The organism is Rhizobium sp. RCC_161_2 (assembly GCF_041355235.1).
GTDB lineage: Bacteria > Pseudomonadota > Alphaproteobacteria > Rhizobiales > Rhizobiaceae > Rhizobium.
The window spans coordinates 188,697-215,052 of record NZ_JBFUPL010000001.1; the positions used below are offsets into that span (position 1 = coordinate 188,697).

Genomic DNA, 26,356 nt, shown 5'->3' on the forward strand with positions numbered 1-26,356 from the left:
CCGCGATACCCAGTTCTATCGCGGCGACTCTGCCTTTCGGATGGGAGGGTCAGAAGGCGGCAAGTGCTGTATTTCTCTTGTCCGTAACCAGCATCGCGCCAGGCGCGTGGGTGATTGCGAATTTCGGTTTGGCGGCACGGATGACTGCTTGCGGCGTGACCCCACAGGCCCAGAAGACCGGCAGCTCGTCGGCGGCGATGGCGACGGCATCGCCGTAGTCGGGATGCATGATGTCATCGATGCCGATCAGTGCCGGAAGGCCGATATGAACGGGCGCGCCGTGCACCGCCGGCAGGCGCGATGTGATCTGGACCGCGCGGATCGCATCGGCCGGTTTCATCGGCCGCATGGAGACGACCATGGGACCGGAGAACGACCCGACGGGTGCGCAGGCGATATTGGTCCTATACATCGCCACGTTTCGCCCTTCGTTGATATGGCGAAGCGGGATGCCATCGGCGATCAATGCCTCCTCGAAGGAGAAGGAGCAGCCGATCGCAAAGGCCACGAGATCATCGTTCCAGTATCGTGTGATGTCGGTCGGCTCGGCTGCAAGTTCGCCATCCTCCCAGACGCGGTAGCGCGGCAGGTCGGTTCTGATGTCAAGATCAGCTCCGAGATCGGGGATCAGTGGCGAACCTTTTTCCGAAACGCCGACAAGAGGGCAGGACTTCGGGTTGCGGACGCAGAAGCGCAGGAAGTCGCTGGCTAGATCGCTTGGCAGGATAACGAGATTGGCCTGCACGAAGCCGGGCGCCGCGCCGCTGGTATCCTTGGCAAGCGCGCCGGATCGGCATTGAAGACGAACCGCCTGTGGCGATTGAAACGACCTGAGCTCACGACCGGCAACGGCATGCATGATCAACCTCTCACATTTCCTATGCTTGAAGGTTCGCCAAGAATTTCAATAATTGCAAATTGTCGTTTTTTATGAAGATTGATAGAAATAATTTATCGCGGAGGCGGCGGATGGTAGACTTCAAAGCACTGGAAACGGTCGTGTGGATCGCGCGCCTGGAAAGCTTCAGAGCCGCTGCGGAGAAGCTGAATACCACGCAGCCGGCCATCTCCGTGCGGGTCGCGCAATTGGAACAGGAGCTGGGAAGCCAGCTCTTCGACAGATCGGGCCGTACCGTTTCGGTAACGCCCACCGGCCGGCAGGTGCTCGACTATGCCGATCGCCTGCTGCGCCTCCGGGCCGAGATGCTTCACACCATCGCCGATCGATCGAGGATGCAGGGGACTTTCCGGCTTGGGGTTGCGGAAACCATCGTCCATACCTGGCTACCGGCATTCCTGGAGCGGATGAGCAGCATCTATCCCAATCTGGCGCTGGAGATCGAGGTGGATATCTCGACCAATCTCCGCGAGCGTCTTTTGCATCAGGAGATCGACCTCGCCTTTCTTGTCGGGCCTCTCAGCGCACCGTCCGTTCTCCAGCGACCGCTTTGCCGCTTTCCGGTCAGGTTCTTTACGAGCTCCGCCCTGAAATCCGATGCGACTGAAATCTCGCTTGAGGAGATTTCGCGTTGGCCGATCCTGACTTTTGCGCGCAATACTCAACCCTACGTCCAGGTGGTCGAACTCTTTTCCGATCCGCGGCTGCCATCGCCACGCATCTACGCAAGTTCTTCACTGGCGACCCTTGTACGTATGGCGCTCGATAGTATTGGCGTCGCCGTCATTCCGACGGCCATCGTAACCGCCGAAGTTGCGGCGGGGCGCCTTGTCGAACTCAATACGCCGGCAAGCCTTCCGGATCTGCAATTCGTCGCGGCGTGGCTGGGGACGCCCGATCGGCACACGCTGGAGGACATCGTCACCCTCGCATCCGAGATCGCGTCGCCGACCGATCAGATGGCCGGGTGAGCCAGGCGGTGCACGCGATTATCGTCAGGCGACGCCCAGATGCTGGCGGGTGAAGGCGATCAGGCTTTCTATGTGGAGGGCGACGGCGTCGCGGGTCTGGCCCGCATCGCCGCGTTCCACGGCCTCGATGATGACGAGGTGCTCGGTGGAATCAGGCTTCAGGCGGTCCTTCAGGCGATCGATCTCGAACAGGCGCGTGGTGGCACGCAGCTCCCGTAGCACCTTCGCCATGACGGTATTTCCGCAGTGATCGATGATCAGGTTATGCAGGTTGTCGTCGGAGACCCAGTGCGCGTCGGTATGATAGGCGGTCGCGTCGAGAAGTTCATGGATCTCGCGCCGCACGGCAATCAGTTGCCGGCGCGGAATATTGGGGATCGCCAGGACGGCCGCCTCGGGCTCGATCAGCAATCGTAGCCGCAGGCTTTGCAGATATTCGCCGATATCCACCTGGCGCACGACGTAGTTGCGGCCGTCGCCCTTGCGCACCAAGCCTTCGCCTTCCAGCCGCTGTAGCGCCTCCCGCAACGGGGTGCGGGAAATGCCGAGGGTTTCGGCGAGCCTTGCCTCGACGATGACCTGTCCGCCCTTCAGCCTGCGATGGCGAATCATGTCGGAAACGGCTTTGTAGGTCAGCGAGGCAAGATTGTGCTGTCCGCCCGTGGACGACGGCGTCGCCGGCATGATTGTAATATCTGTCACCCTTACCTCATTTCCCATGCTGCCCGCATTTCGCACGACAACGCACTTTCTTCGTACAGGCAGCTGTTACATATGATAGCCGATCTCGCAAAGAAGCAAAAAGGGAACTCATGGACGATCGCCTGAACGACGAGGGAGAGGCAAGCCTTGCCGACGAAACCTATCGTCTGCTTTTAGCTGACATTCTCTCGGCCCGGCTGGTGGGCGGATCGGTGGTGCAGCAAAGGCGGCTTGCAAGCAAGCATGCCGTGTCGCGCTCTCCGATGCGCCACGCACTCGGCCGCCTTGAAGGAGAGGGGCTGCTGGTCCGCAATGACAAGGGGGTGCTTTGCGTCCGGGTCATAACGCTGAAGGACTATCTCGACAGCCTGGCGATGCGGATGTTGCTCGAGCCCAGCGCCATTGCCTTGGCAGCTTCGCATATGACCGAGGAGGAGTTGAAATCACTCTCGGTGATTCTGGATGCGATCGAGGCCGAGCCGGATCCGGACCCGGAGCTCGTCTGGCAGTTCGACGATGCACTGCATGGCTCCATCGCCGCCGCTAGTGGCAATCCCTTCATGGCAGCCACGATCGGCGAAATGCGGCGCTATACGACGATCTTTGAAAGGCAGATGGCGGTGGTTCGGGCAAAACCCGGTGTCGCTGAGCATCGGGCGATCCTGGCCGCACTTTCGGCACATGATTCCGATGCGGCGCGGCGGGCGATGGCGCGCCATCTCGAGGCGGTTCGACAGGGCGTTCTGACAAATTACTGAGGGGTCGTCGCAGCAGCTCTTGCATCGCCGAAGAAATTTTGTATAAAAGTGGGATCCCAGATGAATGCAAACTTTGGGACGCCAATAAGAAAACCAGCTCCAGAGGTCATCATGCTCAGAATTCAATTGTCCCGCGGCGTTCTCGCCGCATCGTTCCTAGCGCTCTCAACATCGTTCGCCCTTGCTCAATCCTGCACGCCGAAGGTCGCGGCCGGCGAGCTGATCACGCCGGGCAAGCTGGTGATGTCGACCAATCCGACGCTGCCGCCCTTGCAGTTCATCGACTCCAGCGGCGATCTGAAGGGCATGCGCGTCGAGCTCGGCACAGAGATCGCCAAGCGTCTCTGCCTCGAGCCGGAATATGTCCGGATCGAGTTCTCCGCGATGGTGCCTGGCCTGCAGGCCGGCCGCTGGGACATGATCAACACCGGTATCTTCTTCACCGAGGAACGCGCCAAGATCATGCAGATGATCCCCTATGAGGATCAGGCGATCAGCGTATCGATCGCGCCGAAATCCGACAAGAAGGTCGCCAGCAAGGACGATCTCGCCGGCATGACGATCGGTGTCGAGATCGGCGGTTTCGAAGAAACCAAGACGCGCCTCCTCGACAAGGAATTGCGCGATGCCGGCAAGAAGGGCCTGACGATCCAGACCTTCGACAATTTCGCGCTCGCCTATCAGGCCCTGCGTGCGGGCCAAGTCGATGGCGTGGTGTCGATCGATGCCGTTGCCAAGGACTATGACGCGCGCGGCGATTTCAAACGCGCTCTGAGCGGCCTCTATCCCGCACCGGTGGCCGTCGCCTTCAAGAGCCCGGCGCTTGCCGATGCCGTATCGGCGACGCTCAAGGAGATGAAGGCTGACGGATCGCTGAAGGCGCTGTTCGACAAGTACGGATTGCCTATGGTGTCCGGCGATTATTCCGTGAAGGGCCCTGGCCGCTGATCGGTTTGATCGGTCCATCGGAATGGCGATGCGCGGATCTTCCGCGCTCGCCTTGAGCAGAAAGTTACGTTCATGACGCTTTGGAGCTGGTCGGGTTTCTTCGGATACCTGTTTAATCCCTTCATCCTCGGTGGGGTCTTCACGACCATCTGGCTGACCGTCGTGTCGCTGACGGCGGGTCTTATCCTTGGATTTGTCCTTGCCTTGATGCGGCGATCGCCGTTCCGCTTGGCCAAGACCCTGGCTAAGATCTACATCTGGCTGTTTCGCGGCACGCCGCTGCTCGTCCAGCTTATTGCTCTCTACACGGCGCTGCCGCAGTTCGGCATACGCTTCACCGTGATCGAGGCGGCCTTGATCGGGCTCGCGCTCAACGAAGCCGCCTATCTTGCGGAAATCATCCGCGCCGGCATCGAGGCTGTCCCGGAAGGGCAGGCCCGCGCCGCCCGGGCACTTGGGATGACGGAACGGCAGATCATGCGCCACATCGTCATGCCGCAAGCCTTCAAGGTGATCATTCCGCCGCTCGGAAACTCCGTCAACGGCCTGTTGAAGACGACCTCCGTGACCTCGGTCATCTCGATGGAGGAACTTCTGAGGCGCACCCAGGTGCTCATCCAGGAGCACTTCATGGTGCTGGAGCTCTTCGCGGTGGCGGCCATCTACTACCTTCTTCTGACCACGCTCTGGGATTTCGTCCAGAACCATATCGAGAAGCGCTTCGGTCAAGCCACCAACTCCCGGCTTTCCGTCACCGAAAAGCGCTAGAACCAGGATATCTGACATGACTAGGAAGTTTCGCGGTGTCTATACCGTGATGATCACGCCGTTGGATGCAAACGGCGCCGTGGATCTGAAGGCGCTGGCCGCCTTTACCGACTGGCAGGTGCGGGAGGGCATTCATGGCCTCATCCCGCTCGGCTCGACCGGCGAATTCCTGTCGCTGAGCGAAGAGGAACGCGATGGCGTGGCACGGACAGTGATCGAAACCGTCGCCGGCCGCGTTCCGGTACTGATCGGCACCGGCGCGGAAGATACGCGCGAATGCGTTCGTCTGAGCCAAAAGGCGGAAGCCATGGGTGCTGATGGGGTCATGATCATTCCGCCCTTCTATTCCACGCCAACGGATGACGAACTGGTCCATCACTACCGCACGGTGGCCGAAGCGATCTCCATCCCGATCATGGTCTATAACAACCCGGCAACGGCCAATGTCGATCTGAAGCCGGAGTTGGTGAAGCGTATCGCCGAGATCAAGGGCTGCGATTACATCAAGGAATCCACCCTCGAAGTGACACGGGTGCGTGACATCATCCGCCTGGCGGGCGACAATATGACCGTCTTCGGCGGTATTCTCGGCTTCGAATCCTTCGTGATGGGAGCGGAAGGCTGGGTCGCCGTCGCTTCGAACGTGGCGCCGGGGCCGATGGTCCGCATTTTCGAGCTCGCTGCCGATGAAAAGAAGACCGATGAAGCACGCGCGCTTTACCTGAAGTGGCTGCCGATCATCCAGGCGGTGGGCGGGCAGGCTTACGTTGCCGGTTCGAAGTCGCTGCTGACGCATATGGGTTTTGCTGCCGGCACGCCACGGCCGCCGCGCCTGCCGCTGCCGCCCTCACAGGACGCAGCCATGAAAAAGCTGGTTTCGGATTTTGGTCTGACGTTCAGCGCCTGAGGATCGAGAAATGTCCGCCTCGCATGCCAACCCGAATTCCGGATCGGAACCAGCCGTCGAGTTCTTCGTCGACGGCGTGGCTTTCCATGCCGAACGCGGGATGACGATTGCCGCGGCGATCGAGGCGGGCGGACGGCATGATTTTTCACGGGGCGTCAAGGGAGAAGCGCGTGGGCTCTTCTGCGGCATGGGCACATGTCAGGACTGCCTTGTCACGGTTGACGGCAAGGTGAGCCAGCGCGCCTGCATGACATCGGTCAAGGAAGGAATGCAGGTTCGCCGGCCGGCTTCGAAGCCGGCGCCCACGGCGGACCACGCCGACCTTTGGGAGGTGCCGGCGGAGATCCCCTGTCTCGAGATGGACGTGCTGGTAATCGGCGCGGGGCCTGCCGGCCTGGCGGCTGCCGAGGTCACGGCGACTGCGGGGGCGAGCGTGACCTTGGTCGACGAGCGCGCTATTGCTGGCGGGCAATATTTCAAGCAGCCCTCGACGTCGAAGGCGGCATTGCGTCTCAGCGATGACGAGCAGGCTCGATCGGGTGCCGACTTGATCCGGCGCGCCCAGACTGCGGGCGTGTCGATGATCGGCGGAACGCTTGTCTGGGGTGCGGAGAATGGCGAGAGCGGCGCGACGATTGCCTGTTACGGTCCGCAAGGTGCCTTTTACTGCAAGCCGCGAATGATTGTGATCGCGACGGGAGCCTATGAGCGGCCGCCGGCCGTACCGGGCTGGACACGCCCTGGTGTCATGACGGCAGGCGCGGCACAGACGCTGCTGAGAAGCTACGGCACGGTGTCCGGCGGACGGATCGTCATCGCTGGCAACGGCCCCCTCAATATCCAGGTCGCCAATGAGGTCCGCAAAGCCGGCGGTTCCGTCGTCGCGCTGGTGGAAACCGCGCTCGCGCCGTGGAAGCAACCGCTGGCGGCGCTCAAGCTTCTGGCCGCTGACAAGGCGCTTGCAATAGGCGGATTGCGGCAGGTGGCGGCCTTGCGCTCAGCCGGCATTCCGATCCTCTGGGAAAGCCGAGTTGCGTCGATAGACGGGCATGCCGATGTCGAAACCATCACGGTCACTGGACCGGACGGCGAAAGCAGGCTTGAGGCCGATACCGTTCTGATCGGCGGCAGCTTTGCGTCCTCGAACGAACTTTCCAGATTGCTCGGTTGCGGCCATAAGGTCATCGATGGCGATCTCGTCGCCACTACCAAGGATGATGGCGAGACCACGCTTGCCCATATCCATGTGGTCGGAGAAGCCGCGCGCTTTGGCGGGGCGCATATTGCCATGGCGCAGGGCCGGCTCGCCGGGATTGCCGTGGCGCGCAAATTGGGCTTCAACGTCACGCCCGATCCGCTCGCTGAACGCAGGCTGGCGCGGCATCGCTCCTTTCAGACGATGCTTTGGACCGTCTTCAAATCGGCTCGCCCGATGGGCGATAAACTGCCTCCGGATGATACTGTCATCTGTCGCTGCGAAGGCGTGACCTATGGCGCGCTGAGGGCGCTTGGCGAACACAGCGCCAGGGACATTGCGACACTGAAGCGACTGTCGCGTGCCGGGATGGGGCGCTGTCAGAGCCGCTATTGCGGCCACGCCATCGCGGCCGTTGCGGGAGAGAAACGCACATCCGGAGAGACACGCGGCTTTCTTGCTCCGCAAATGCCGCTGCGGCCGGTGCCGCTGGCAGCACTTGCGGTCGAAAAGCCGGAATGGGGTGGCCACAAGCGGGCGCTATTGCCCGAAAAGCCGCCGCTGGAAAGCCGTGAACCGCTGCCGCTGTCGCAGACCTCGACGCTGGTCATCGGGGCAGGGATTGCCGGGCTGTCGACGGCCCTCTTTCTTGCCCGCGAAGGCGAAGAGGTCACCGTGTTGGAGCGCGCCTTTCCGAACTCGCTGGCCTCGGGCGGCAATGCGGGTAGTCTGCATGCGCAGCTTCTGTCCTTCGATCACGGCGCCCGCGCCGAAGGCGGTGGTAGCGCGGCGGCACAGACGTTGCCTTTGCAGCGCGATTCCATCGCCCTTTGGGCCGCTCTCCAGAATGAGCTTAGCTGCGATTTCGAAATGAAGGTGACGGGCGGCCTGATGGTTGCCGAGACCGAGGCGCATATGCGCTTCCTCGCTGAGAAAGTCGGCGTCGAGCAGCGATCCGGCATCGATTGCAGGCTGATTGGCCAAGAGGAATTGCGAGCCCTGGAACCGGCCCTGTCGCCGGATTTTGTCGGTGCCGCCTATTGCCCGCAGGAAGGCAAGATCAATCCGCTGATCGCCACGCAGCATATTCTAGAAGCAGCACGAGCGAAGGGCGCCCGTATCTTCGAAACATGCGAGGTCCTCGGCATCGTGGCCGGTCCGGCTGGCTTTGAGGTCACGACATCGCGCGGCACGATCCGGGCAAAACGCATCGTCAATGCAGCCGGCGCGTTTTCATCGCGTATCGGATCGATGCTTGGTCTCGACATTCCCGTCTTCGGTGCGCCTTTGCAGATGGTGGTGACGGAGGCAGCTGCTCCGCTGATCTCCTGCCTCGTCGCCCACGCCGATCGTCATCTGACACTGAAGCAGGCGGCCAACGGCAATTTCATCATCGGCGGCGGCTGGACGGCAGGTCTTGATCCGGTACATCAGCATCCAAGGCCGCTGTTATCGAGCCTCGAGGGCAATCTCTGGGTTGCCCAGCATGTGGTCCCGGCGCTGCGCAAACTGCATGTCATTCGCAGTTGGGCGGCGATGAACATCAATATCGATGGCGCGCCGATCCTCGGTGAGCATCCGCTTCAACCCGGCTGTTTCAGCGCCGTAACGTCCAACGGCTATACGCTCGGCCCGATCGTCGGCCAGTTGACCGCGCAGCTCGTCCTTGGCCGCGAAACCGGCAGGGCGCTGCAATCCTTTTCCATCAATCGTTTCGCGAAAGGCCGCTTATGATCGAAATCAGTGGCGTCTCCAAATTCTACGGCAACTACGAAGTCCTGAAGAACTGCTCCGTCAATGTCGATCGCGGCGAGGTCGTCGTGGTTTGCGGCCCGTCCGGCTCCGGCAAATCGACTCTGATCAAATGCGTGAACGGTCTGGAGCCTTTCCAGAAGGGCTCCATCCGCGTCCACGGGATCGAGGTGGGGGACCCGAAGACGGATCTGCCGAACCTGCGTACCCGCATCGGCATGGTCTTCCAAAATTTCGAGCTTTTCGCGCATCTGACCATCATCGACAATTTGATGCTGGCCCAGAAGATCGTGCTCGGGCGCAGCGAGACGATCGCAAAGACGAAGGCGATGCAGCTTCTCGACCGCGTCGAGCTGGCCGACCATGCCAACAAATATCCGAGCCAGCTTTCCGGCGGCCAGCAGCAGCGCGTGGCCATTGCGCGGGCGCTCGCCATGGACCCCTTGGCGATGCTCTTCGATGAGCCAACGTCGGCGCTCGACCCGGAGATGATTTCCGAAGTGCTCGACGTCATGACCGGCCTTGCGAAGGACGGCATGACGATGATGGTCGTTACCCATGAGATGGGCTTTGCCCGCCGCGTCGCCACCCGCGTGATCTTCATCGACCAGGGCGAGATTGTCGAGGACCGCCCGAGCGAAGAGTTCTTCGCCGGCAAGCACAATCCGAGGACCGAAGCGTTCCTCGGGAAGATCCTGCAACACTGAGGAAGCGATCCATGTCCGACTTCGATCTCATCATTCAGAACGGCACGGTTGCAACCGCGTCCGACGTGTTCAAGGCCGATATCGGCATCCGGAACGGCAAGATCGTTCAGATCGGTGAAAACCTTTCAGGCGCTGAGCGCATCATCGACGCGTCGGGAAAATATGTGCTGCCGGGTGGTATCGACAGCCATGTGCATATCTCGCAGCCGTCCGGCGACGGCATCGTCATGGCCGATGACTTTGCCAGCGGCACGCTGTCGGCGGTCTTCGGCGGCAACACGACCCTCATGCCGTTCTGCCTGCAGCAGAAGGACATGTCGCTGCGTGAGGCGCTGACGGCCTATCACAAGCTCGCCGAAGGCGAATGCTATACCGATATCAGCTTTCACCTGATCGTCTCGGATCCGACGGAGGCGGTTCTCGGCCAGGAGATCCCGGCGCTGGTGGCGGATGGCTACACATCGCTGAAGGTCTTCATGACCTATGAAGGCCTGCGGTTGAGCGACGGGGAGATCCTGAGAACGCTCGACGTGGCGCGGCGCACCGGCGCCACCGTCATGGTCCATTGCGAGAATGAAGATGCGATACGCTTCCTGATCGAAAAGCACGAGCTGGCGGGCGATGTCGCCCCGCGCGCCCATGCCTCGACGCGGCCGATCGCCGTCGAACGTGAGGCCACGCATCGCGCACTGTCGCTTGCCGAGATCGTCGACGTCCCGATCGTCATCGTCCATGTTTCGAATGGCGAAGCGATGGAAGAGATCATGCGGGCGCGGGCGCGCGGCATCAAGGTGATCGGCGAAACCTGCCCACAATATCTGACGCTGACCGCCAAGGATCTCGACGGAATGGACTGGGAAGGCGCCAAATTCGTCTGCTCGCCACCGCCGCGCGACGAGGCGGCGCAGGCCGATTGCTGGCGCGGGATCGAGACCGGTGTGTTCGAGCTCTTTTCCTCGGATCATTGCCCGTTTCGCTACGAGGATGAGCGCGGCAAGCTGAACCCGAAAGGCAGCACCAATTTCCGGCATATTCCGAATGGTATCCCCGGTGTCGAGACGCGCCTTCCCATCCTGTTCTCGCAGGGCGTGATGACGGGCCGCATCGATCTTCCGCGCTTCGTGGGACTGACCTCCACGAACCATGCCAAGACCTACGGCCTTTATCCGCAGAAGGGCACGATCGCCGTCGGTGCGGACGCTGATATCGCCATATGGGATCCCGCCATCACCCGCACGATCCGGCACGCGGATCTGCATGACGGTGCCGATTACTCGCCCTATGAGGGGATGGAGATAAATGGCTGGCCGGTCACCACCATCGTCGCCGGCAAGATCATGGTCGATGACGGCGTCCTTACCGGCCCCAAGGGGCATGGCAAATATTGTTCCGCAAAGGTGGGACCGACAAACGACATTACCAACGCAAGGAAAGACATCCGATGAAATTGAAGATCACCGCCGGCCCCTTCGAATTCGATGCCGTGCTTGAAACCACAAAAGCTCCCAAGACCTCGGAGGCTTTCCTGAAGCAGATGCCGTTCGAAGGAAAGATCGTGCATGTTCGCTGGTCCGGCGAGGGCGTCTGGATTCCGCTCGGTGACCTCGATTTCGGTGTTGGATATGAAAACCACACCAGCCACCCGGCACCGGGGCATATCATCCTTTATCCGGGCGGTATCAGCGAAACCGAAATCCTGCTTGCCTATGGCGGCGTCGATTTCTCGTCGAAAATGGGCCAGCTCGCCGGCAATCACTTCATCACCGTAACGTCCAACCTCGACAAGCTGCCCGAACTTGGCCGCCTGACCCTGTGGGAAGGCGCACAGTCAATCCGCTTCGAGACGGTCGAGGGCTGAGGCTCCGCTAGCGAACACGATCACGGACATCGAGATGGTCCGTGATCGCCTTGCTTGATCGGCGCATAAACGCGCACTATCCGATCGACATCAGGCTCGCATTGCCGCCCGCCGCCGCTGTGTTGATGGAGGTCGTCACCTCTTCCAGCAGCCAGTTGAGGCAATAGGCATCGGGTCCCTTCGCAATCTCGTCGCTCGATGCGCCCTGTACGAGAACCAATGGTCCCGGAAGAGCTGCTATGGCCTGCACCACTGCCTTGATCCGGTCCGCATCTCTTTCGATCAGCGCGCCCGCAAAGGGGCCATCCGCTGCCCAGTCGTTCGACCAAGCGATGCGGCTTGCGACCCTTTCCGGCAGGCCGCGAAGCTCGTCCTGAAGCGCCGACGAGGCGTCCACCACAATTGAATTGCCGGTGGCAAGGGCTGCGGCAAGCTGAACGTAGAGACCGAGCGCCGTCTGCGGCACGAGCAATATCTTCCCGCGAGGATGCAGTTGATAAAGGTTCAGCTCGCCGACAGGGCCGGGCAGCTCTATGGCGAGACCCAGCGATGACCCACTGGCGATAGCGCGCGCCCGCCCGGCCGCCTGCGGCACTCCCTTGCTGTCGAGCCAGGTGAGGAAATCGCTTACGGCCTGATCCGTCTTGACGCTCGCATCCCGGAGCGGCTCGGTCGGGGAGGCGACCAACCGGCGAAGATAGAGGGGGCCGCCGGCCTTCGGCCCGGTGCCGGAAAGGCCGCGCCCGCCAAATGGCTGTACACCCACCACCGCGCCGATGATGTTTCGATTGACGTAGAGATTGCCGGCCTTCACGCGCCCGGTGACATGCGCGATGGTGCCGTCAAGCCGCGTGTGCAGCCCGAAGGTCAGTCCGTAACCCGAGGCATTCACCGCATCTATCAGCTTGTCGAGCTTCTTGCGCTGGTAGCGGATGATGTGCAGCACCGGCCCGAACACTTCCTTCTTGAGATCTGCCAGGTTCTTCAGCTCGATGATCGTCGGGGCGACGAATGTTCCCTTTGCAGCGGCGGGCGGAAGGTCGATCTGCTGTATCTTGCTGCCCAGCTTGCGCATGTTTTCGATATGATCGTCGATGCCCCGCTTGGCGTTGTCATCGATGACCGGGCCGATATCGACCGCCAGCCGATCCGTGCGGCCGACCGACAATTCACCGAGCGCGCCGCGCAGCATGGTCAACGTCCGATCCGCGATCTCCTCCTGCAAGCAGAGAACGCGAAGCGCAGAGCAGCGCTGTCCGGCGCTGTCGAAAGCCGAGGCGATGACATCGCCGACGACCTGTTCGGCGAGCGCCGAGGAGTCGACGATCATGCCGTTCTGCCCACCGGTCTCGGCGATCAGCGGGATCGGCCTGTTGAATTTCGACAATCTCTCCGCAAGCTGCGCCTGGATGAGCCGGGCCACTTCGGTCGACCCGGTGAACATCACGCCTGATGTCTCCGGCGCGCCCACAAGGGCGGCGCCCGTTCGGCCGCTGCCGGGCACGAATTGGAGCGCACCGCGCGGAATTCCCGCCTCATGAAGGATGCGAACACCTTGCGCGGCAATCAGCGGCGTGACGCCGGCCGGTTTGGCGACGACCGGATTGCCGGCGACGAGCGCGGCTGCGATCTGGCCCGTGAAAATCGCCAGCGGAAAATTCCACGGGCTGATGCAGACGATCGGACCGAGCGGAACGCTGTCGGGCTTCAGCACCTTGCGCGCCTGCTCGGCATAATAGCGCAGGAAATCGATGGCTTCCCTGACTTCGCCGATGGCGTTAGCGGCCGATTTTCCGGCCTCCCGCATCACCAGGCCGATCAGCGTTTCCATCTCCGTCTGCATCAGGTCCGCAGCCCGTTCCAGGCAGCTTGCTCTTTCTGTCGGGCTGACGGCAGCCCATTCCGGAGCCGCTTCAGCGGCGAGACGCATCACGATGGCCGCATCGTCGGTGCCCAATTCGGTGACATGACCGACAAGATCGGAATGATCGGCGGGATTGGGGACCGGCCGGGTTTCACCGCGTTCGGACCTATCCGCGAGCAGGGGCTTGGCGACCCATTCCATTGCCGCCGATGCGAGCAGGCGCTCAGCAAGGCCTGCGAGCGATGTTTCGTTCGACAGATCGATGCCGGACGAATTCCTGCGGACGTCATGGAAGAGGTCGGCTGGAAGGGCGATCTTGTCGTGCTGGGCGCCCACGACTTTCATCGCGCGCACCACTTCGACGGGATCGGCAATCAGGTCGGAGACCGGAACGGCGGGGTCGGCGATCTTGTTGACGAAGGACGAATTGGCGCCGTTTTCAAGCAGGCGCCTGACGAGATAGGCAAGCAGCGTTTCATGCGTACCGACGGGCGCGTAGATTCGGCATGGGCGATCGAGATTGTCGCTGCCCACGACTTCCTCGTACAGTGGCTCGCCCATGCCATGCAGGCATTGGAATTCATACTTGCCGACGGAAAAGCCGCTGCCGGCCATCTGGTAGATCGTCGCCAACGTCTGCGCATTATGCGTGGCAAATTGCGGAAAGATCAGATCGGTCGCCGCCAGCAGCTTCTTGGCGCAGGCGATGTAGGAAACGTCGGTATAGACTTTGCGGGTGTAGACGGGGAAGCCGGCGAGGCCGTCAAGCTGGGCACGCTTGATCTCGGCATCCCAATAGGCGCCTTTCACTAGACGCACCATCAGCCGGTGCTCCGAGCGGCGGGCGAGATCGATGATGAAGTCGAGGACATAGGGGCACCGCTTGCCATAGGCCTGGACCACGAAGCCCATGCCGTTCCAGCCGGCAAGATCGGGATCGAGGCAAAGCGCCTCCAGAAGATCGAGCGACAGCTCAAGCCGGTCGGCTTCCTCGGCATCAATGTTGAGGCCGATATTGTATCTCTTGGAAAGGACTGCGAGCGCCTTCACCTTCGGCAGGAGTTCGCCCATGACCCTTTCGGTCTGCGAACGCGCATAGCGCGGATGCAGGGCGGAAAGCTTGATGGAAATGCCGGGGCCTTCGTAAATGCCACGGCCCGCCGAGGCCTTGCCGATCGCGTGGATAGCGGCTTCATAGTCGCGATAATAACGCTCGGCGTCAGCCTGCGTCGTCGCGGCTTCGCCCAGCATGTCGTAGGAATAGCGGAAGCCCTTGGCTTCGAGCGTACGGGCGCGCCGCAGGGCCTCGTCGATCGTCTCGCCGGTGACGAACTGCTCGCCCATCATCCGCATGGCCATATCGACACCACGACGAACGACCGGCTCTCCACAGCGCGCGATCAATCGTGTCAGCGCGGCCGACAGCCCTCTGTCGTTCACGGTCGAGGTGAGCTTCCCGGTGACGACCAGTCCCCAGGTTGCGGCGTTGACGAACAGCGAGCGACCGCCGCCCAGATGCGACTTCCAGTCGCCGTCGGCGATCTTATCCCGGATCAGGGCGTCGCGCGTGGCGGTATCCGGAATGCGAAGCAGGGCTTCGGCGAGACACATGAGCGCCACGCCTTCCTGGCTCGACAGCGAATATTCGTGCACCAGACCCTCGACGCCCGTTCCCTTGTGCTTGGCGCGAAGAGCCTCGATCAATATCCGGGCGGTCTCCTTGACGGCATTCCGGACGGCCGCCGGCAAGGTCGCCGCCTCGAGCAGCGGTGGCAGGCATTCCGTCTCCGGGCGCCGGTAAGCATCGGTGATCGCCCGGCGAAGAGGCCCTTGCTCGCGGATCGGGGGGGCGAACTGCGCGAATGGCGGGGTGGTAGGGGAGGTCGGCTGATCGGCGAGTTTGGCGGTGGCTGTCATGGTTACCTCGAGGTGCAATGGTCTGAAATGCCGATCGCCTGTCAGGCGTCTGTCGTTTGGCTGGAGGGACGCTCCAACTGCTTCGAGAGATTATATCTTAGCCGCAAAGGTCGTTCTGCCTTGAATTTGCGAGATTTCAGTCATATTGAACTTCAATACATTCGATTTCAAATGGGATTGCCTATAGAAATGACAAAAACCAGTGAAATAGACCAGTTCGACCAGAAGATCCTCGATGCGCTCGTGGAAGACGGCCGCATGTCGATCACGGACCTTTCCGAGCGGGTTGGCCTTTCCAAGACTCCTTGCCAGGCGCGATTGAAAAAATTGATCGACACCGGTTACATCGATGGCTTCAAGGCAATTCTGAATCCCGCCAAGTTCGGCCTCGATCATGTCGCCTTCGCCGAGGTGAAACTGACGGATACGCGTGAGCAGGCTCTGCTCAGCTTCAACAATGCCGTCAAAAAGATCAAGGAAATAGAAGAGTGCCACATGATCGCTGGCCGCTTCGATTATCTTCTCAAGGTCAGAACCTCGGATATCCGCCGATACCGGATCGTGCTCGGCGAAAAGATCTCTAGCCTGCCATTCGTGGCAAGCACCTCGACCAATGTCGTCATGCAGGCGGTCAAGGAAAGCTGGTCCTAAGGCGCGGCGATTATCTGTGGGAACACCCTACCCTAATCGAACATACCGGCTTGGTTGCCATCGATCTTGCTTTCGCGGAGTTCTCGCCACGATACAACTATAGTAAGAGAAATTCGCGTTTTGGGAGGATGCGATGGAAAAATTGTCTGCCGATGCCATTGTCGTGGGAGCCGGCCTGTCGGGTCTCGTTGCCGCGACGGAACTTGCGGATGCGGGCCGCAAAGTGATCGTCGTGGAGCAGGAGCCCGAGCAGAATTTCGGCGGGCAGGCTTTCTGGTCGCTGGGGGGATTGTTTCTCGTCGATTCACCGGAGCAGCGGCGGCTGGGCATCAAGGATTCGCGCGATCTCGCATGGCGGGATTGGCAGGGCACGGCAGGCTTCGATCGCAATGAGGACTATTGGCCGAGACGCTGGGCGGAAGCCTATGTCGACTTCGCGGTCGGTGAGAAGCGCAGCTGGCTACGCGCCATGGGCCATCGCATCTTCCCAATCGTCGGATGGGCGGAGCGCGGAGGGGCCAGCGCAACGTCCCACGGCAATTCCGTCCCGCGTTTTCATATCACATGGGGAACGGGACCAGGGGTCGTCGAACCGTTCGAACGGCGTGCCCGAGCGGCGGCGGAGAAGGGCCTGATCCGCTTTTTATGGCGGCATCGCGTCGATAGGCTCACTATCACCAATGGTAGTGTCACGGGCGTTTCGGGCGCCATTCTGGAGGACAGCGATGCAAGTCGCGGCATGGAAACCTCGCGGGTGGAAGTGGGCGATTTCGAACTGACCGGTGGTGCCGTGATCGTGGCGTCCGGCGGCATCGGCGGCAATCTCGATCTTGTGCGCCAGAACTGGCCGGAAAGACTGGGCAAGCCGCCGCAGATGATGGTCTCGGGCGTTCCGAAGCATGTCGACGGCAGGATGATCGGAATCGCTGAGGAAGCCGGCGGCCGCCTCATCAACCGTGACCGGATGTGGCACTATACCGAGGGCCTCAAGAACTGGGCGCCGATCTGGCCGAACCACGGGATCCGAATTCTGCCCGGCCCATCGTCGATGTGGTTCGACGCCCGAGGCAACCGGCTGCCCCAGCCCAACTACCCCGGCTACGATACCCTGACCAGCCTGCAACACATCATGTCCACCGGCTATGACTATAGCTGGTTCATCCTGAACCAGAGCATCATTCGCAAGGAGTTCGCGCTTTCCGGATCCGAGCAAAACCCGGATTTCACCGGCAAGAGCTGGAAGCTGGTGATACGCCGCGCCCTCGGCAAGACGGCACCCGCACCGGTGGAGGCGTTCAAGCAGCATGGCGAGGACTTCGTGATTGCCAACAGCCTGCCGGATCTCGTGGCCGGCATGAACCGCCTTGCCAAATCGGAACTGCTGCAGGTGGAAAAGATAGACCGCGAGATCCGCGCCCGCGACGGTCAGATCGAGAACCGCTTTTCCAAGGATGCCCAGATCATGGGCATTCACAATTCCCGCAGCTATCTGGGCGACAAGATCGGACGGACCGCCAAGCCGCATCCGATCCTTGACCCTGCCCACGGTCCGCTGATTGCGGTGCGCCTCAATATTCTCACCCGCAAGACCCTAGGTGGCCTGGAAACCGATCTTGAAGCCCGCGTTTTCGACGGCCGCGGCGACATCATTCCCGGCCTTTATGCGGTCGGGGAGGCCGCTGGCTTTGGCGGCGGGGGCATGCATGGCTACCGGGCACTGGAAGGCACTTTCCTGGGCGGCTGCCTGTTTTCCGGACGTGCCGCGGGACGCTCTGCGGCCCGGCGGGTAGGTTGAGTTTTGTTCGATACCATCGCGGGATCGTTCAAATGTCTGAAAGGCGAAATTATCGGGGCATCACAGCCTCCGGGAGACCGTGGCCAACTGCACGATCGCCACACTTGAAATAATCCCCCGCTTCCGGCAAACAGCCCATGGAACGAGGGCGTGGACATGCGGCACATCTATATTGTCGGTATCGGAACGGGAAATCCCGAGCATCTGACCGTGCAGGCGATCAATACCCTGAACAAAGTCGATGTCATCTTCATCCCCAGCAAGGGCGCGTCCAAAGCAGAGCTTGCCGAGGTGCGCAGGGGGATTTGCCAGCGCTATGTGACGAACGAGGCCATCCGCGTCATCGACTATGCCGTGCCGGTGCGCCAGACGGCGGATCGCAGCTACGTCCAGAGTGTTGATGACTGGCACTCGGAGCTTTCGGCAACCTACGAACGACTGTTTCAGGAGCATATCCAGGAGAACGGCAGTGCCGCCTTCCTGGTCTGGGGCGATCCGAGTCTCTACGACAGCACGATCCGCATCATCGAGCGGGTCAGTGCGCGCAAACAGGTTGTCCTCGACTATAGCGTCGTTCCCGGCATCACCAGCATCCAGGCGCTGACGGCGAGCCATCGCATTCCGCTCAACCTTGTTGGAAAGCCTGTCCAGATCACCACGGGCCGCCGGCTGGCCGAGAGTTTTCCGGGCATGGTCGAAACCGCCGTCGTCATGCTCGACGGCGAGCAGGCCTTCGGCAAGATCGACGATCCAGATGCCTATATCTATTGGGGCGCCTATCTCGGCACCGAGGATGAGATCACCATTGCCGGCCGGCTTGCCGATGTGTCGGATCGTATCGTGGCGACCCGGGCGGAAGCGCGGACAAGGCATGGCTGGATCATGGATATCTATCTGCTCCGCAAGGGCCAGGATTTCGACGACCCGGCATGAGGTGGCACAAGGTGCCAAATTATTTGCCCGCCGATGCGGATTATGTCAGGACATGTCCTTCATAAGGATTGTCTCATGGCGCTAGCCGACAGGTACAGGATGGAAAGGCACGACGTCGTCTCGCGGCAGGCGGCCGATAGCCTTGCCTGTGTTGCGGATGCACCGTCCATGGCCCGTGGCGCCTGTCCGTCACTCAGCGTGCCGATGGTGACCGGCGACGGATTGCTTGTGCGCCTGCGCCCGACAACGCCGGGCCTGACAGTCGCGCAATTTCGGGCGCTCGCCGAGACGACTGCGAACCATGGCAACGGGCTGATCGAGATCACAGCGCGCGGCAATCTTCAACTACGCGGTATGACTGCCGACAGCATGGCCGGTCTCGCGGCGGACATCGATCGTGCCGGCATCGTGCCGGAGAGCGGTGTTGCCATCGAGGTTCCGCCGCTCAGCGGGCTGGACCCGCTGGAGGTCGCCGATGCCCGGGATCTGGCCATACGGCTTCGCCGGGAGATCGCCGCGCTTGATTCTCAGCCAGTACTGGCTCCAAAGCTGACCATCATCATCGATGGCGGCGGGCGGCTGGTGCTGGATGCGATGTCAGCGGATATAAGGTTGAAGGCTACGAGAGCCGACAGCGGTTCGATCGTATGGAGCCTGTCCATAGGCGGAACGGCGCAGACAGCGAAAATTCTTGCATCTCTGTCCACCGAGCAATCAGTAACGACAGTTATCGAGCTGCTGAAAACGCTGGCACACATTGGGCCGAACGCACGCGGCCGCGATCTCGATGCGGCCAGCCTGCGGGCAGGATTTCCTTCGAGGCAGGACCGCACATTCGGGGCTGTCAGTCAGCATCTTTCGCCTATCGGCATTCATCGTCTTGGCGACAAAAACCTCGTTCTTGGCCTGCGCCCATCCTTCGGACAGATCCATGCCAGAGATATTCTGGACTTCCTCGACATTGCTGAAGCTGCCGGAGCGAATGAAATACGGACCGCGCCGGAGCATTCCCTGCTGGTGCTAGGCCTTGATGGCCGAGCGGCTCAGGATATTCAGCTGATGGCGGCCAAGCATGGCTTTCGAACGCGAGCGGATGATCCGTCGAACCACATAGACGTCTGTTCCGGGGCGGGAGCCTGTGCTTCCGCCTTCTATCCCACGAAATTGGCGGCTGCGGATGTGCTCGACAAGGCACCGGATTTGCTCGACGGGTCGCTGGCTGTGCATCTCTCCGGCTGCCGCAAAGGCTGCGCCCATCCGGGCAAGGCAGCCATCACCATTGTCGGTGCGCCAACGGGCTACGGGATTGTCGTAAATGGGTCCGCATTGAGCGAGCCCATGGCCTACATCGGAAAACAAGAGCTGAAATCGGTACTCGCGCGGATGAACCGGCTGGTACGGAACAATAAAGGTGCTGGCGAATCGGCGGAGGACTGTCTTACACGGCTTGGCGCCGATGCGGTCGTTACAGCGCTACGACAGGGGTAGGAATGCCAGATTATGATTATATCCGCGAGGGGAATGCGATCTACGAGCGCTCCTTCGCGATCATCCGCAGCGAGGCTGATCTGTCGCGCTTTTCAGAAGCGGAGGCCGATGTCGCCGTTCGCATGATCCATGCCTGCGGCCTGGTTGAGGCATCCGAACATTTCGTCTTCTCTCCCGATTTCGTCGCCACCGCACGCGGAGCCCTCTCGCGTGGCGCGCCGATCTTCTGCGATGCCGAGATGGTGGCGCATGGCGTCACCCGCGCCCGCCTGCCGGCGGCCAACGAGGTGATCTGCACGCTGCATGATCCGCGCACGCCGGAGCTGGCGAAGACGACCGGTAACACCCGCTCGGCTGCCGCGATGCATCTTTGGGGCGATCGTCTGGCCGGCTCCGTCGTCGCCATCGGCAATGCGCCGACGGCGCTGTTCCATCTGCTTGAAATGCTGCGCGATGGAGCGCCGAAGCCGGCCGCCATCATCGGTATGCCGGTCGGTTTCGTCGGGGCTGCGGAATCGAAGGACGCGCTGGCGGAGAACTCCTATGGCGTTCCCTATGCCATCGTTCGTGGCCGGCTTGGTGGCAGCGCCATTACGGCGGCCGCCCTCAATGCATTGGCGAGGCCCGGCCTATGAACGCACATTCCACCGGCCGGCTGATCGGTGTCGGCACCGGCCCCGGCGATCCGGATCTGCTGACCGTCAAGGCCGTGAAAGCGCTGGAGGCGGCTGACGTTGTCGCCTATTTCGCCAAGCAGGGAAGGGGCGGCAATGGCCGCGCCATCGTCGAGGATCTGCTGCGAGCCGATGTGACGCTCCTGCCGCTCTATTATCCCGTGACCACGGAAATCGATAAGGACGCCCCGGAATACAATCGCCAGATCACCACCTTTTACGACGCCTCGGCCGAAATCGTCGCGGCGCATCTGAGGGACGGGAAAACCGTCGCGGTGCTGAGCGAAGGCGACCCGCTTTTCTATGGCTCCTACATGCATCTGCATGTGCGTCTTGCCGACCGTTTTCCGACCGAGGTCATTCCGGGCGTGACGGCCATGTCCGGCTGCTGGTCGCTTGCCGGTTTGCCGATGGTGCAGGGGGACGATGTTCTCTCCGTTCTGCCCGGCACCATGGCGGAAGGCGAGCTGGCCCGCCGTCTTGGCGATACCCAGGCGGCTGTGATCATGAAGGTCGGCCGCAACTTGCCGAAAATTCGTCGTGCGCTCGAAACCGCTGGACGTCTCGATGAGGCCATCTATGTCGAGCGTGGCACGATGATGAACGGCGCAATGACGCCGCTTGCCAGCCGAGGGGATATCGAGGCGCCCTATTTCTCGCTGATCCTCGTTCCCGGTTGGGAAGGAAAGCCATGAGCGGGCGTCTGTCGATCATCGGCACAGGTCCGGGCAATCCGGAGCAGATGACGCCGGAGGCGCGGGCCGCCGCGGCAAATGCCGCCGAATTCTTCGGTTATGGTCCCTATCTCGACCGCCTGTCGCTGCGCGCGGATCAGATCCGCCACGCCTCCGACAATCGCGAGGAACTGGACCGCGCCAAGGCAGCGCTGGAGCGCGCCGTGGCGGGTGCCAATGTCTGCGTCGTCTCCGGCGGCGATCCCGGTGTCTTTGCCATGGCGGCGGCGGTGTGCGAGGCGATCGACAATGGGCCGGACGCATGGCGCAGTGTTGATCTCGTCGTGGTCCCGGGCATTACCGCGATGCTTGCCGTTGCCGCGCGCATCGGCGCGCCGCTCGGGCACGATTTCTGTGCCATTTCGCTGTCTGACAACCTGAAGCCTTGGACTATCATCGAAAACAGGCTTCGGTCTGTTGCTCGGGCGGGGTTGGTGATTGCCCTTTACAACCCGATCAGCAAGGCCCGCCCCTGGCAGCTCGGCAAGGCTTTCGAGATATTGCGAGAGGTATTGCCTGCCGCAACGCCGGTCATTTTCGGCCGCGCTGCCGGGCGGCCGGATGAACGCATTGCGATTGCGCAGTTGGCGGAAGCCGAAGCTGCGGATGCGGACATGGCGACCTGCGTGATCATCGGCTCCGCCGAAACGCGCGTCATTGTCCGGGACGGAAAGCCTGATCTGGTTTACACGCCGCGCTTCATCAAGGAAGAGGCGAGATGATCGATACGGTGCAGCGCAGCCTCGATAGTTTCGACAGCCGGCAAGCCGGCGACCTGCGCTCGCTCGACCATGATCACCTCGATACCCAATTGCCGCGCCGCCTCGATCTTCGCATAGGTGGCATCGCCACCGCTGTTCTTGGCGACAACCGCATCGATACGGTATTCCCGCAGCATCGCCAGTTCGTCTTCCAGGCGGAACGGACCCTTGGCGTGGATATAGGTAACATCAGGCACCGTCAGCACCGGTTCGACGGGGTCGACGCTACGCACCCAATAGTGATGGACGGGCGCATCATTGGCTCGATGAGCCTCCTGCCGGCCGATCGCCAGGAAGACGCGGCGAGGGGAAGGGTCGAGCGCCGCAATCGCCTCGGCAACGCTGTGCACTGCGCGCCAGCGATCACCTTCGATCGGCAACCAGGCGGTCCGACGGAGGGCGAAAGCGGCTATGCCGCTGCGGCCGGCGGCGTCAACGGCGTTGGCGGAAATGCGAGCGGCGAAAGGATGGGTCGCATCGATCAGCAGATTGATCTGCTTGTCCTTCAGATAGCGGGCAAGCCCCTCAGCGCCGCCGAAGCCACCCGTGCGAACGGGAACCGGCTGCGGAGCCGGATCGATGGTGCGGCCCGCAAGCGACAGGATGACATCGAGATCGGCGCGGGCCGCCAGCGCTGCCGCCAACCGGCGGGCTTCCGTCGTGCCGCCCAAGATCAGAATGCGGGTTCCGCCCATGTCTGAGATACCTTCCGCTCAACGCTGGCTCACTCTTATCGGCATCGGCGAGGACGGTCCAGCGGGGCTCGGCGACGAGGCCAAGCGGTTGATAGCATCCGCCCCCGCCGTCTTCGGCGGAGCGCGCCATATCGACCTCATGCAGCCCCTGATCAAGGGCGAAGCGCATGCCTGGCTGAGCCCCTTTGAAAAGTCGATCGAAGCTGTACTGGCGCGGCGCGGGACACCGATAGTCGTGCTTGCTTCCGGCGATCCCTTTTTCTATGGCGTCGGCGCGACGCTTTCACGACATATCCCCCTCTCGGAAATGATCATCGTTCCTGCGCCATCTTCCTTCAGTCTTGCCGCCTCGCGTCTCGGCTGGCCCTTGCAGGATGTCACTATCCTCTCGCTGCATGGCCGATCGCTTGACCTTCTCCGCCCGCATCTGCATCCGGGCCGCAAGATCCTGGCCTTGACCTCGGACGGGCAGGGGCCGGCCGATCTTGCCCGCTTGTTGCAGGAAAGCGGGTTCGGCCAATCGATGCTGACAGTTCTAGAAGCCCTGGGCGGGCCGAATGAGCGTGTCTCCACGCAGCAAGCCGCCGATTTTGCGCTTTCCGGCATCAATGATTTGAACGTTTGCGGCATCGACGTTGTGGTTGGAGAGGGTGCGCGTATCCTGCCGCTCGCAGCCGGGCTTGACGACCATCTGTTCGAGCATGATGGCCAGATCACCAAGCGGGAAATCCGGGCGATGACCCTCTCGGCGCTTGCGCCACGCCGGGGTGAATTGCTCTGGGATATTGGTGCCGGCTCGGGCTCGATCGCCATCGAATGGATGCTCGCCGATCCCTCCATGCGTGCCATTGCCATCGAATCCAACAGTGACCGCGCTGCCCGCATTCGCCGCAATGCGGCAAGCTTCGGTGTTCCGGGGCTTGCCATTGTCGAAGGACAGGCGCCGCATGCCCTTGCCGAGCTGCCCACGCCCGATGCGATTTTCATCGGCGGTGGTGGCAGCGATGCCGGCCTCATGGAAGCGGCCATCGGCGGCTTGAGGAAGGGTGGGCGGCTCGTCGCCAATGCGGTGACGACCGAGATGGAGGCGATCCTGCTTGCCGAACATGCCCGGCGCGGCGGCTCGCTGATCCGCATCGACATCGCCCGCGCCGCACCCATCGGCAGTATGACCGGTTGGCGGCCGGCTATGCCGGTGACGCAGTGGTCCTGGGTCAAAGAATGAGAAATGAGGGAACGGAATGACGGTGCATTTCATCGGAGCAGGACCGGGCGCGGCTGACCTGATCACTGTGCGCGGCAGGGACTTGATCGGCAAATGCCCGGTCTGCCTTTATGCCGGCTCGATCGTCTCGCCGGAGCTCCTGCAATATTGCCCGCCCGGAGCTCGCATCGTCGACACCGCGCCAATGTCCTTGGACGAGATCGAGGCCGAATATCTGAAAGCCGCCGCATCTGGCGAGGATGTCGCGCGCCTACATTCGGGCGATCTCTCGGTCTGGAGTGCGGTTGCCGAACAGATCCGCCGCCTGGAAAAGCACGATATTCCCTACACGCTGACCCCCGGCGTTCCCGCCTTCGCGGCAGCAGCATCTGCGCTCGGGCGCGAGCTGACCATTCCGGCCATTGCGCAAAGCCTTGTTCTTACCCGTGTTTCCGGCCGCGCATCGCCGATGCCGAACGATGAGACATTGGCGAAATTCGGCGCAACGGGTTCGACGCTCGCCATTCATCTGGCGATCCATGCGCTAGGGCAGGTGGTCGAGGAGTTGACGCCGATTTATGGCGCGGATTGCCCGGTCGCGATCGTCGTCAAGGCCTCCTGGCCGGACGAGCGCATCCTGCGCGGCACGCTCGCCACGATCGAGGCCAAGATCGCTGCCGAGCCGATCGAGCGCACTGCACTGATCTTCGTCGGCCCGTCGCTCACCGTCGACGATTTCCGAGAAAGCTCGCTCTACGATCCCGCCTATCAGCGTCGCTTCCGAGGCAGGGAATGATGGGCGGCGGATGCCGTTGCAATTCCTGCTCAAATTTTCTCTAGTTGGCGTATTCGCAAAAGGGGAAAGAGATGCAACGCATCACCATTACCATCGATGACGATCTTCTGGAGACGATCGACAAGATCAGCGAACAGCGCGGCTATGCCAGCCGCTCGGAAACGCTGCGCGATCTCGTGCGCGACGCCGTCACCCGCGAACAAGCAGCCGTCAACAGCGAAACGAAATGTTACGCCACGCTGACCTACGTCTACGAACACGAGACCCGCGATCTTTCACGTCGCCTGACGACAACGCAGCATCATCACCATGACCTTTCGGTCTCGACGCTGCATGTCCATGTCGACGGCCACGATTGCCTCGAGGTCTCTGTGCTGAAGGGTACGGTCGGCGAAATCAAGTCCTTCGCCGATAGCGTAGTGACCCAGCGCGGCGTGCGTTTCGGGAATTTGCATCTCATCCCGTCGGAACATGGCCCACATGATCATGGGCCACATTCACACGATTGATTGGCGAGATCCGATTGGACTCTCGCGTCGCTGCCATCAGACCTGCGCGGACAAATAGGCCATGCTTTGCCTCAGCGCGTCTACAGGCTCCTTCAGCGCATGCACGTCTGCTGCAAAGGGCTCGAAGGAAAAGGGGCCGGCATAGCCAGCGGACAGCAGCGCCCGTATCTGGCCGGCATTGTCGAGGCGGTCGCTTGCATCCACCAAGACGCGATGCGGGTCGCGCATATCGGAGACTGAAACTGTGGGATCGCTGACGCCGGAAATATGGACTAGGCCGGTAAGTTCCGGAAATGTAGCCGTCTCGCCGGCGAGGTGATGATGGAACGTGTCGTGGACGAGACGGAAGGTGGATTGGGCGCTGAGGGATTTGATTGCGGCGGCTGCTTCGGTCTTCGAGCTCAGCGAGCAGATCTCGAAACCGAGCGGCTCGACCAGGCCGATGATCCCGGCCTCATCCAGCATCGGCTTCAGCGCCGTTAGCGCCGTCTGGAGGTTCTGCCGGCGCACTTCCGGCTCACGCCCGCTGCCATCATTGGCGGGAACGAGCACCAGCGCCTTGGCGCCGCAATCGCGTGCGTAGTCGATAAGTTCGGCCGCTTCCTGGGCGCGGACCTCATTCCACGCGTTGAAGCGCTGCAGCGCGTTGATCGAAATGATCGTCAAGCCATACTGTGCCGCAAGCGCCTTGACGGCCGCCGCCGGCGTGCCGTCGATGATCGCGTTGCCGGCGAGGTCATTGCGGATTTCGACGCTGTCGATACCGAGGCTTTTCGCCGCGGAGAAGAAGGCTTCAAGGGACAGGGATGGCGCGCACATGTGATTGAGCGCGAAGCGAATGGAACTCATGCGGGTATTCCTCCTCGTCGGC

24 protein-coding genes are annotated in these 26,356 nt (G+C 61.8%); 19 read left to right on the plus strand and 5 right to left on the minus strand.

Features of this window, described 5'->3' with window-relative positions:
• Positions 1 to 49: 49 nt before the first annotated feature.
• Positions 50 to 859: a putative hydro-lyase gene (locus AB6803_RS00840; RefSeq protein ID WP_371107080.1), complete on the minus strand. Its 810-nt coding sequence runs from the start codon at positions 857 to 859 to the stop codon at positions 50 to 52.
• Between the two features lie 110 nt (positions 860 to 969).
• Here AB6803_RS00840 and AB6803_RS00845 point away from each other — a divergent pair, with 110 nt between their 5' ends.
• Positions 970 to 1,869, plus strand: coding sequence for a LysR family transcriptional regulator (locus AB6803_RS00845; RefSeq protein ID WP_371107081.1), 900 nt, complete (start codon positions 970 to 972; stop codon positions 1,867 to 1,869).
• A gap of 24 nt (positions 1,870 to 1,893) precedes the next feature.
• Here the strand turns inward: AB6803_RS00845 and AB6803_RS00850 are convergent, their stop codons facing one another.
• Positions 1,894 to 2,553, minus strand: coding sequence for a GntR family transcriptional regulator (locus AB6803_RS00850; RefSeq protein WP_037219753.1), 660 nt, complete (start codon positions 2,551 to 2,553; stop codon positions 1,894 to 1,896).
• 128 nt (positions 2,554 to 2,681) lie between these two features.
• On the opposite strand from AB6803_RS00850, the gene AB6803_RS00855 reads away from it, so the two are divergent.
• The 8 genes from AB6803_RS00855 to AB6803_RS00890 all read left to right on the plus strand — a co-directional run bounded on the left by AB6803_RS00855 (position 2,682) and on the right by AB6803_RS00890 (position 11,464).
• Positions 2,682 to 3,329, plus strand: a complete 648-nt coding sequence (locus AB6803_RS00855) for a GntR family transcriptional regulator (protein WP_371107082.1) — start codon at positions 2,682 to 2,684, stop codon at positions 3,327 to 3,329.
• A gap of 111 nt (positions 3,330 to 3,440) precedes the next feature.
• Positions 3,441 to 4,277, plus strand: coding sequence for an ABC transporter substrate-binding protein (locus tag AB6803_RS00860; protein ID WP_371107083.1), 837 nt, complete (start codon positions 3,441 to 3,443; stop codon positions 4,275 to 4,277).
• Between the two features lie 72 nt (positions 4,278 to 4,349).
• A complete protein-coding gene (locus AB6803_RS00865; protein ID WP_015917887.1) occupies positions 4,350 to 5,045 on the plus strand; it encodes an amino acid ABC transporter permease in 696 nt (231 codons plus the stop codon).
• 16 nt (positions 5,046 to 5,061) lie between these two features.
• Positions 5,062 to 5,952 (plus strand): 4-hydroxy-tetrahydrodipicolinate synthase, encoded by an 891-nt coding sequence (gene dapA, locus AB6803_RS00870; protein ID WP_371107084.1) that lies wholly within the window; start codon positions 5,062 to 5,064, stop codon positions 5,950 to 5,952.
• A gap of 10 nt (positions 5,953 to 5,962) precedes the next feature.
• On the plus strand, positions 5,963 to 8,881 hold the full coding sequence (locus tag AB6803_RS00875; RefSeq protein WP_371107085.1) for an FAD-dependent oxidoreductase: 2,919 nt from the start codon (positions 5,963 to 5,965) through the stop codon (positions 8,879 to 8,881).
• On the plus strand, positions 8,878 to 9,606 hold the full coding sequence (locus tag AB6803_RS00880; RefSeq protein WP_371107086.1) for an amino acid ABC transporter ATP-binding protein: 729 nt from the start codon (positions 8,878 to 8,880) through the stop codon (positions 9,604 to 9,606). The genes AB6803_RS00875 and AB6803_RS00880 overlap by 4 nt, the downstream gene beginning before the upstream one ends.
• A gap of 11 nt (positions 9,607 to 9,617) precedes the next feature.
• Positions 9,618 to 11,051 carry a dihydropyrimidinase gene (gene hydA / locus AB6803_RS00885; RefSeq protein WP_371107087.1) on the plus strand — a complete coding sequence of 478 codons (1,434 nt, stop codon included), beginning with the start codon at positions 9,618 to 9,620 and terminating at the stop codon, positions 11,049 to 11,051.
• Positions 11,048 to 11,464, plus strand: a complete 417-nt coding sequence (locus tag AB6803_RS00890) for a DUF3830 family protein (RefSeq protein ID WP_371107088.1) — start codon at positions 11,048 to 11,050, stop codon at positions 11,462 to 11,464. Before hydA ends, AB6803_RS00890 begins: the two co-directional genes overlap by 4 nt.
• A 76-nt stretch (positions 11,465 to 11,540) precedes the next feature.
• Here the strand turns inward: AB6803_RS00890 and putA are convergent, their stop codons facing one another.
• Entirely contained in the window at positions 11,541 to 15,245 is a 3,705-nt protein-coding gene (putA, locus tag AB6803_RS00895; protein WP_371107089.1) for a trifunctional transcriptional regulator/proline dehydrogenase/L-glutamate gamma-semialdehyde dehydrogenase, read from the minus strand.
• Between the two features lie 189 nt (positions 15,246 to 15,434).
• Here putA and AB6803_RS00900 point away from each other — a divergent pair, with 189 nt between their 5' ends.
• The 7 genes from AB6803_RS00900 to AB6803_RS00930 all read left to right on the plus strand — a co-directional run bounded on the left by AB6803_RS00900 (position 15,435) and on the right by AB6803_RS00930 (position 22,242).
• On the plus strand, positions 15,435 to 15,896 hold the full coding sequence (locus AB6803_RS00900) for an Lrp/AsnC family transcriptional regulator (RefSeq protein WP_015917880.1): 462 nt from the start codon (positions 15,435 to 15,437) through the stop codon (positions 15,894 to 15,896).
• 133 nt (positions 15,897 to 16,029) lie between these two features.
• Entirely contained in the window at positions 16,030 to 17,691 is a 1,662-nt protein-coding gene (locus tag AB6803_RS00905) for an FAD-binding dehydrogenase (RefSeq protein ID WP_371107090.1), read from the plus strand.
• Positions 17,692 to 17,847: 156 nt separating this feature from the next.
• Complete coding sequence (gene cobF / locus AB6803_RS00910; protein WP_371107091.1) at positions 17,848 to 18,624, plus strand: precorrin-6A synthase (deacetylating); 777 nt, start codon at positions 17,848 to 17,850, stop codon at positions 18,622 to 18,624.
• 75 nt (positions 18,625 to 18,699) lie between these two features.
• Positions 18,700 to 20,112, plus strand: coding sequence for a precorrin-3B synthase (gene cobG / locus AB6803_RS00915; protein ID WP_371107092.1), 1,413 nt, complete (start codon positions 18,700 to 18,702; stop codon positions 20,110 to 20,112).
• A gap of 2 nt (positions 20,113 to 20,114) precedes the next feature.
• The gene (locus AB6803_RS00920; protein WP_371107093.1) at positions 20,115 to 20,747 is read left to right on the plus strand and encodes a precorrin-8X methylmutase; all 633 of its coding nucleotides are present in this window, start codon (positions 20,115 to 20,117) and stop codon (positions 20,745 to 20,747) included.
• Positions 20,744 to 21,481 carry a precorrin-2 C(20)-methyltransferase gene (locus tag AB6803_RS00925; protein ID WP_371107094.1) on the plus strand — a complete coding sequence of 246 codons (738 nt, stop codon included), beginning with the start codon at positions 20,744 to 20,746 and terminating at the stop codon, positions 21,479 to 21,481. Before AB6803_RS00920 ends, AB6803_RS00925 begins: the two co-directional genes overlap by 4 nt.
• Positions 21,478 to 22,242, plus strand: coding sequence for a precorrin-3B C(17)-methyltransferase (locus tag AB6803_RS00930; RefSeq protein ID WP_371107095.1), 765 nt, complete (start codon positions 21,478 to 21,480; stop codon positions 22,240 to 22,242). Before AB6803_RS00925 ends, AB6803_RS00930 begins: the two co-directional genes overlap by 4 nt.
• On the opposite strand, the gene AB6803_RS00935 is transcribed toward AB6803_RS00930, so the two are convergent.
• A complete protein-coding gene (locus AB6803_RS00935) occupies positions 22,206 to 22,976 on the minus strand; it encodes a cobalt-precorrin-6A reductase (RefSeq protein WP_371107096.1) in 771 nt (256 codons plus the stop codon). The two genes, AB6803_RS00930 and AB6803_RS00935, sit on opposite strands and share 37 nt — an antisense overlap.
• Here AB6803_RS00935 and cbiE point away from each other — a divergent pair.
• From cbiE to nikR, 3 genes are all read left to right on the plus strand, one after another.
• Positions 22,975 to 24,201, plus strand: coding sequence for a precorrin-6y C5,15-methyltransferase (decarboxylating) subunit CbiE (gene cbiE, locus AB6803_RS00940; RefSeq protein ID WP_371107097.1), 1,227 nt, complete (start codon positions 22,975 to 22,977; stop codon positions 24,199 to 24,201). The genes AB6803_RS00935 and cbiE overlap by 2 nt on opposite strands.
• A 16-nt stretch (positions 24,202 to 24,217) precedes the next feature.
• A complete protein-coding gene (cobM, locus tag AB6803_RS00945) occupies positions 24,218 to 24,976 on the plus strand; it encodes a precorrin-4 C(11)-methyltransferase (RefSeq protein ID WP_371107098.1) in 759 nt (252 codons plus the stop codon).
• A gap of 71 nt (positions 24,977 to 25,047) precedes the next feature.
• Positions 25,048 to 25,485 (plus strand): nickel-responsive transcriptional regulator NikR, encoded by a 438-nt coding sequence (gene nikR, locus AB6803_RS00950; RefSeq protein WP_174165062.1) that lies wholly within the window; start codon positions 25,048 to 25,050, stop codon positions 25,483 to 25,485.
• A gap of 36 nt (positions 25,486 to 25,521) precedes the next feature.
• On the opposite strand, the gene AB6803_RS00955 is transcribed toward nikR, so the two are convergent.
• Positions 25,522 to 26,334 (minus strand): TIM barrel protein, encoded by an 813-nt coding sequence (locus AB6803_RS00955; RefSeq protein ID WP_371107099.1) that lies wholly within the window; start codon positions 26,332 to 26,334, stop codon positions 25,522 to 25,524.
• Between the last annotated feature and the right edge of the window lie 22 nt (positions 26,335 to 26,356).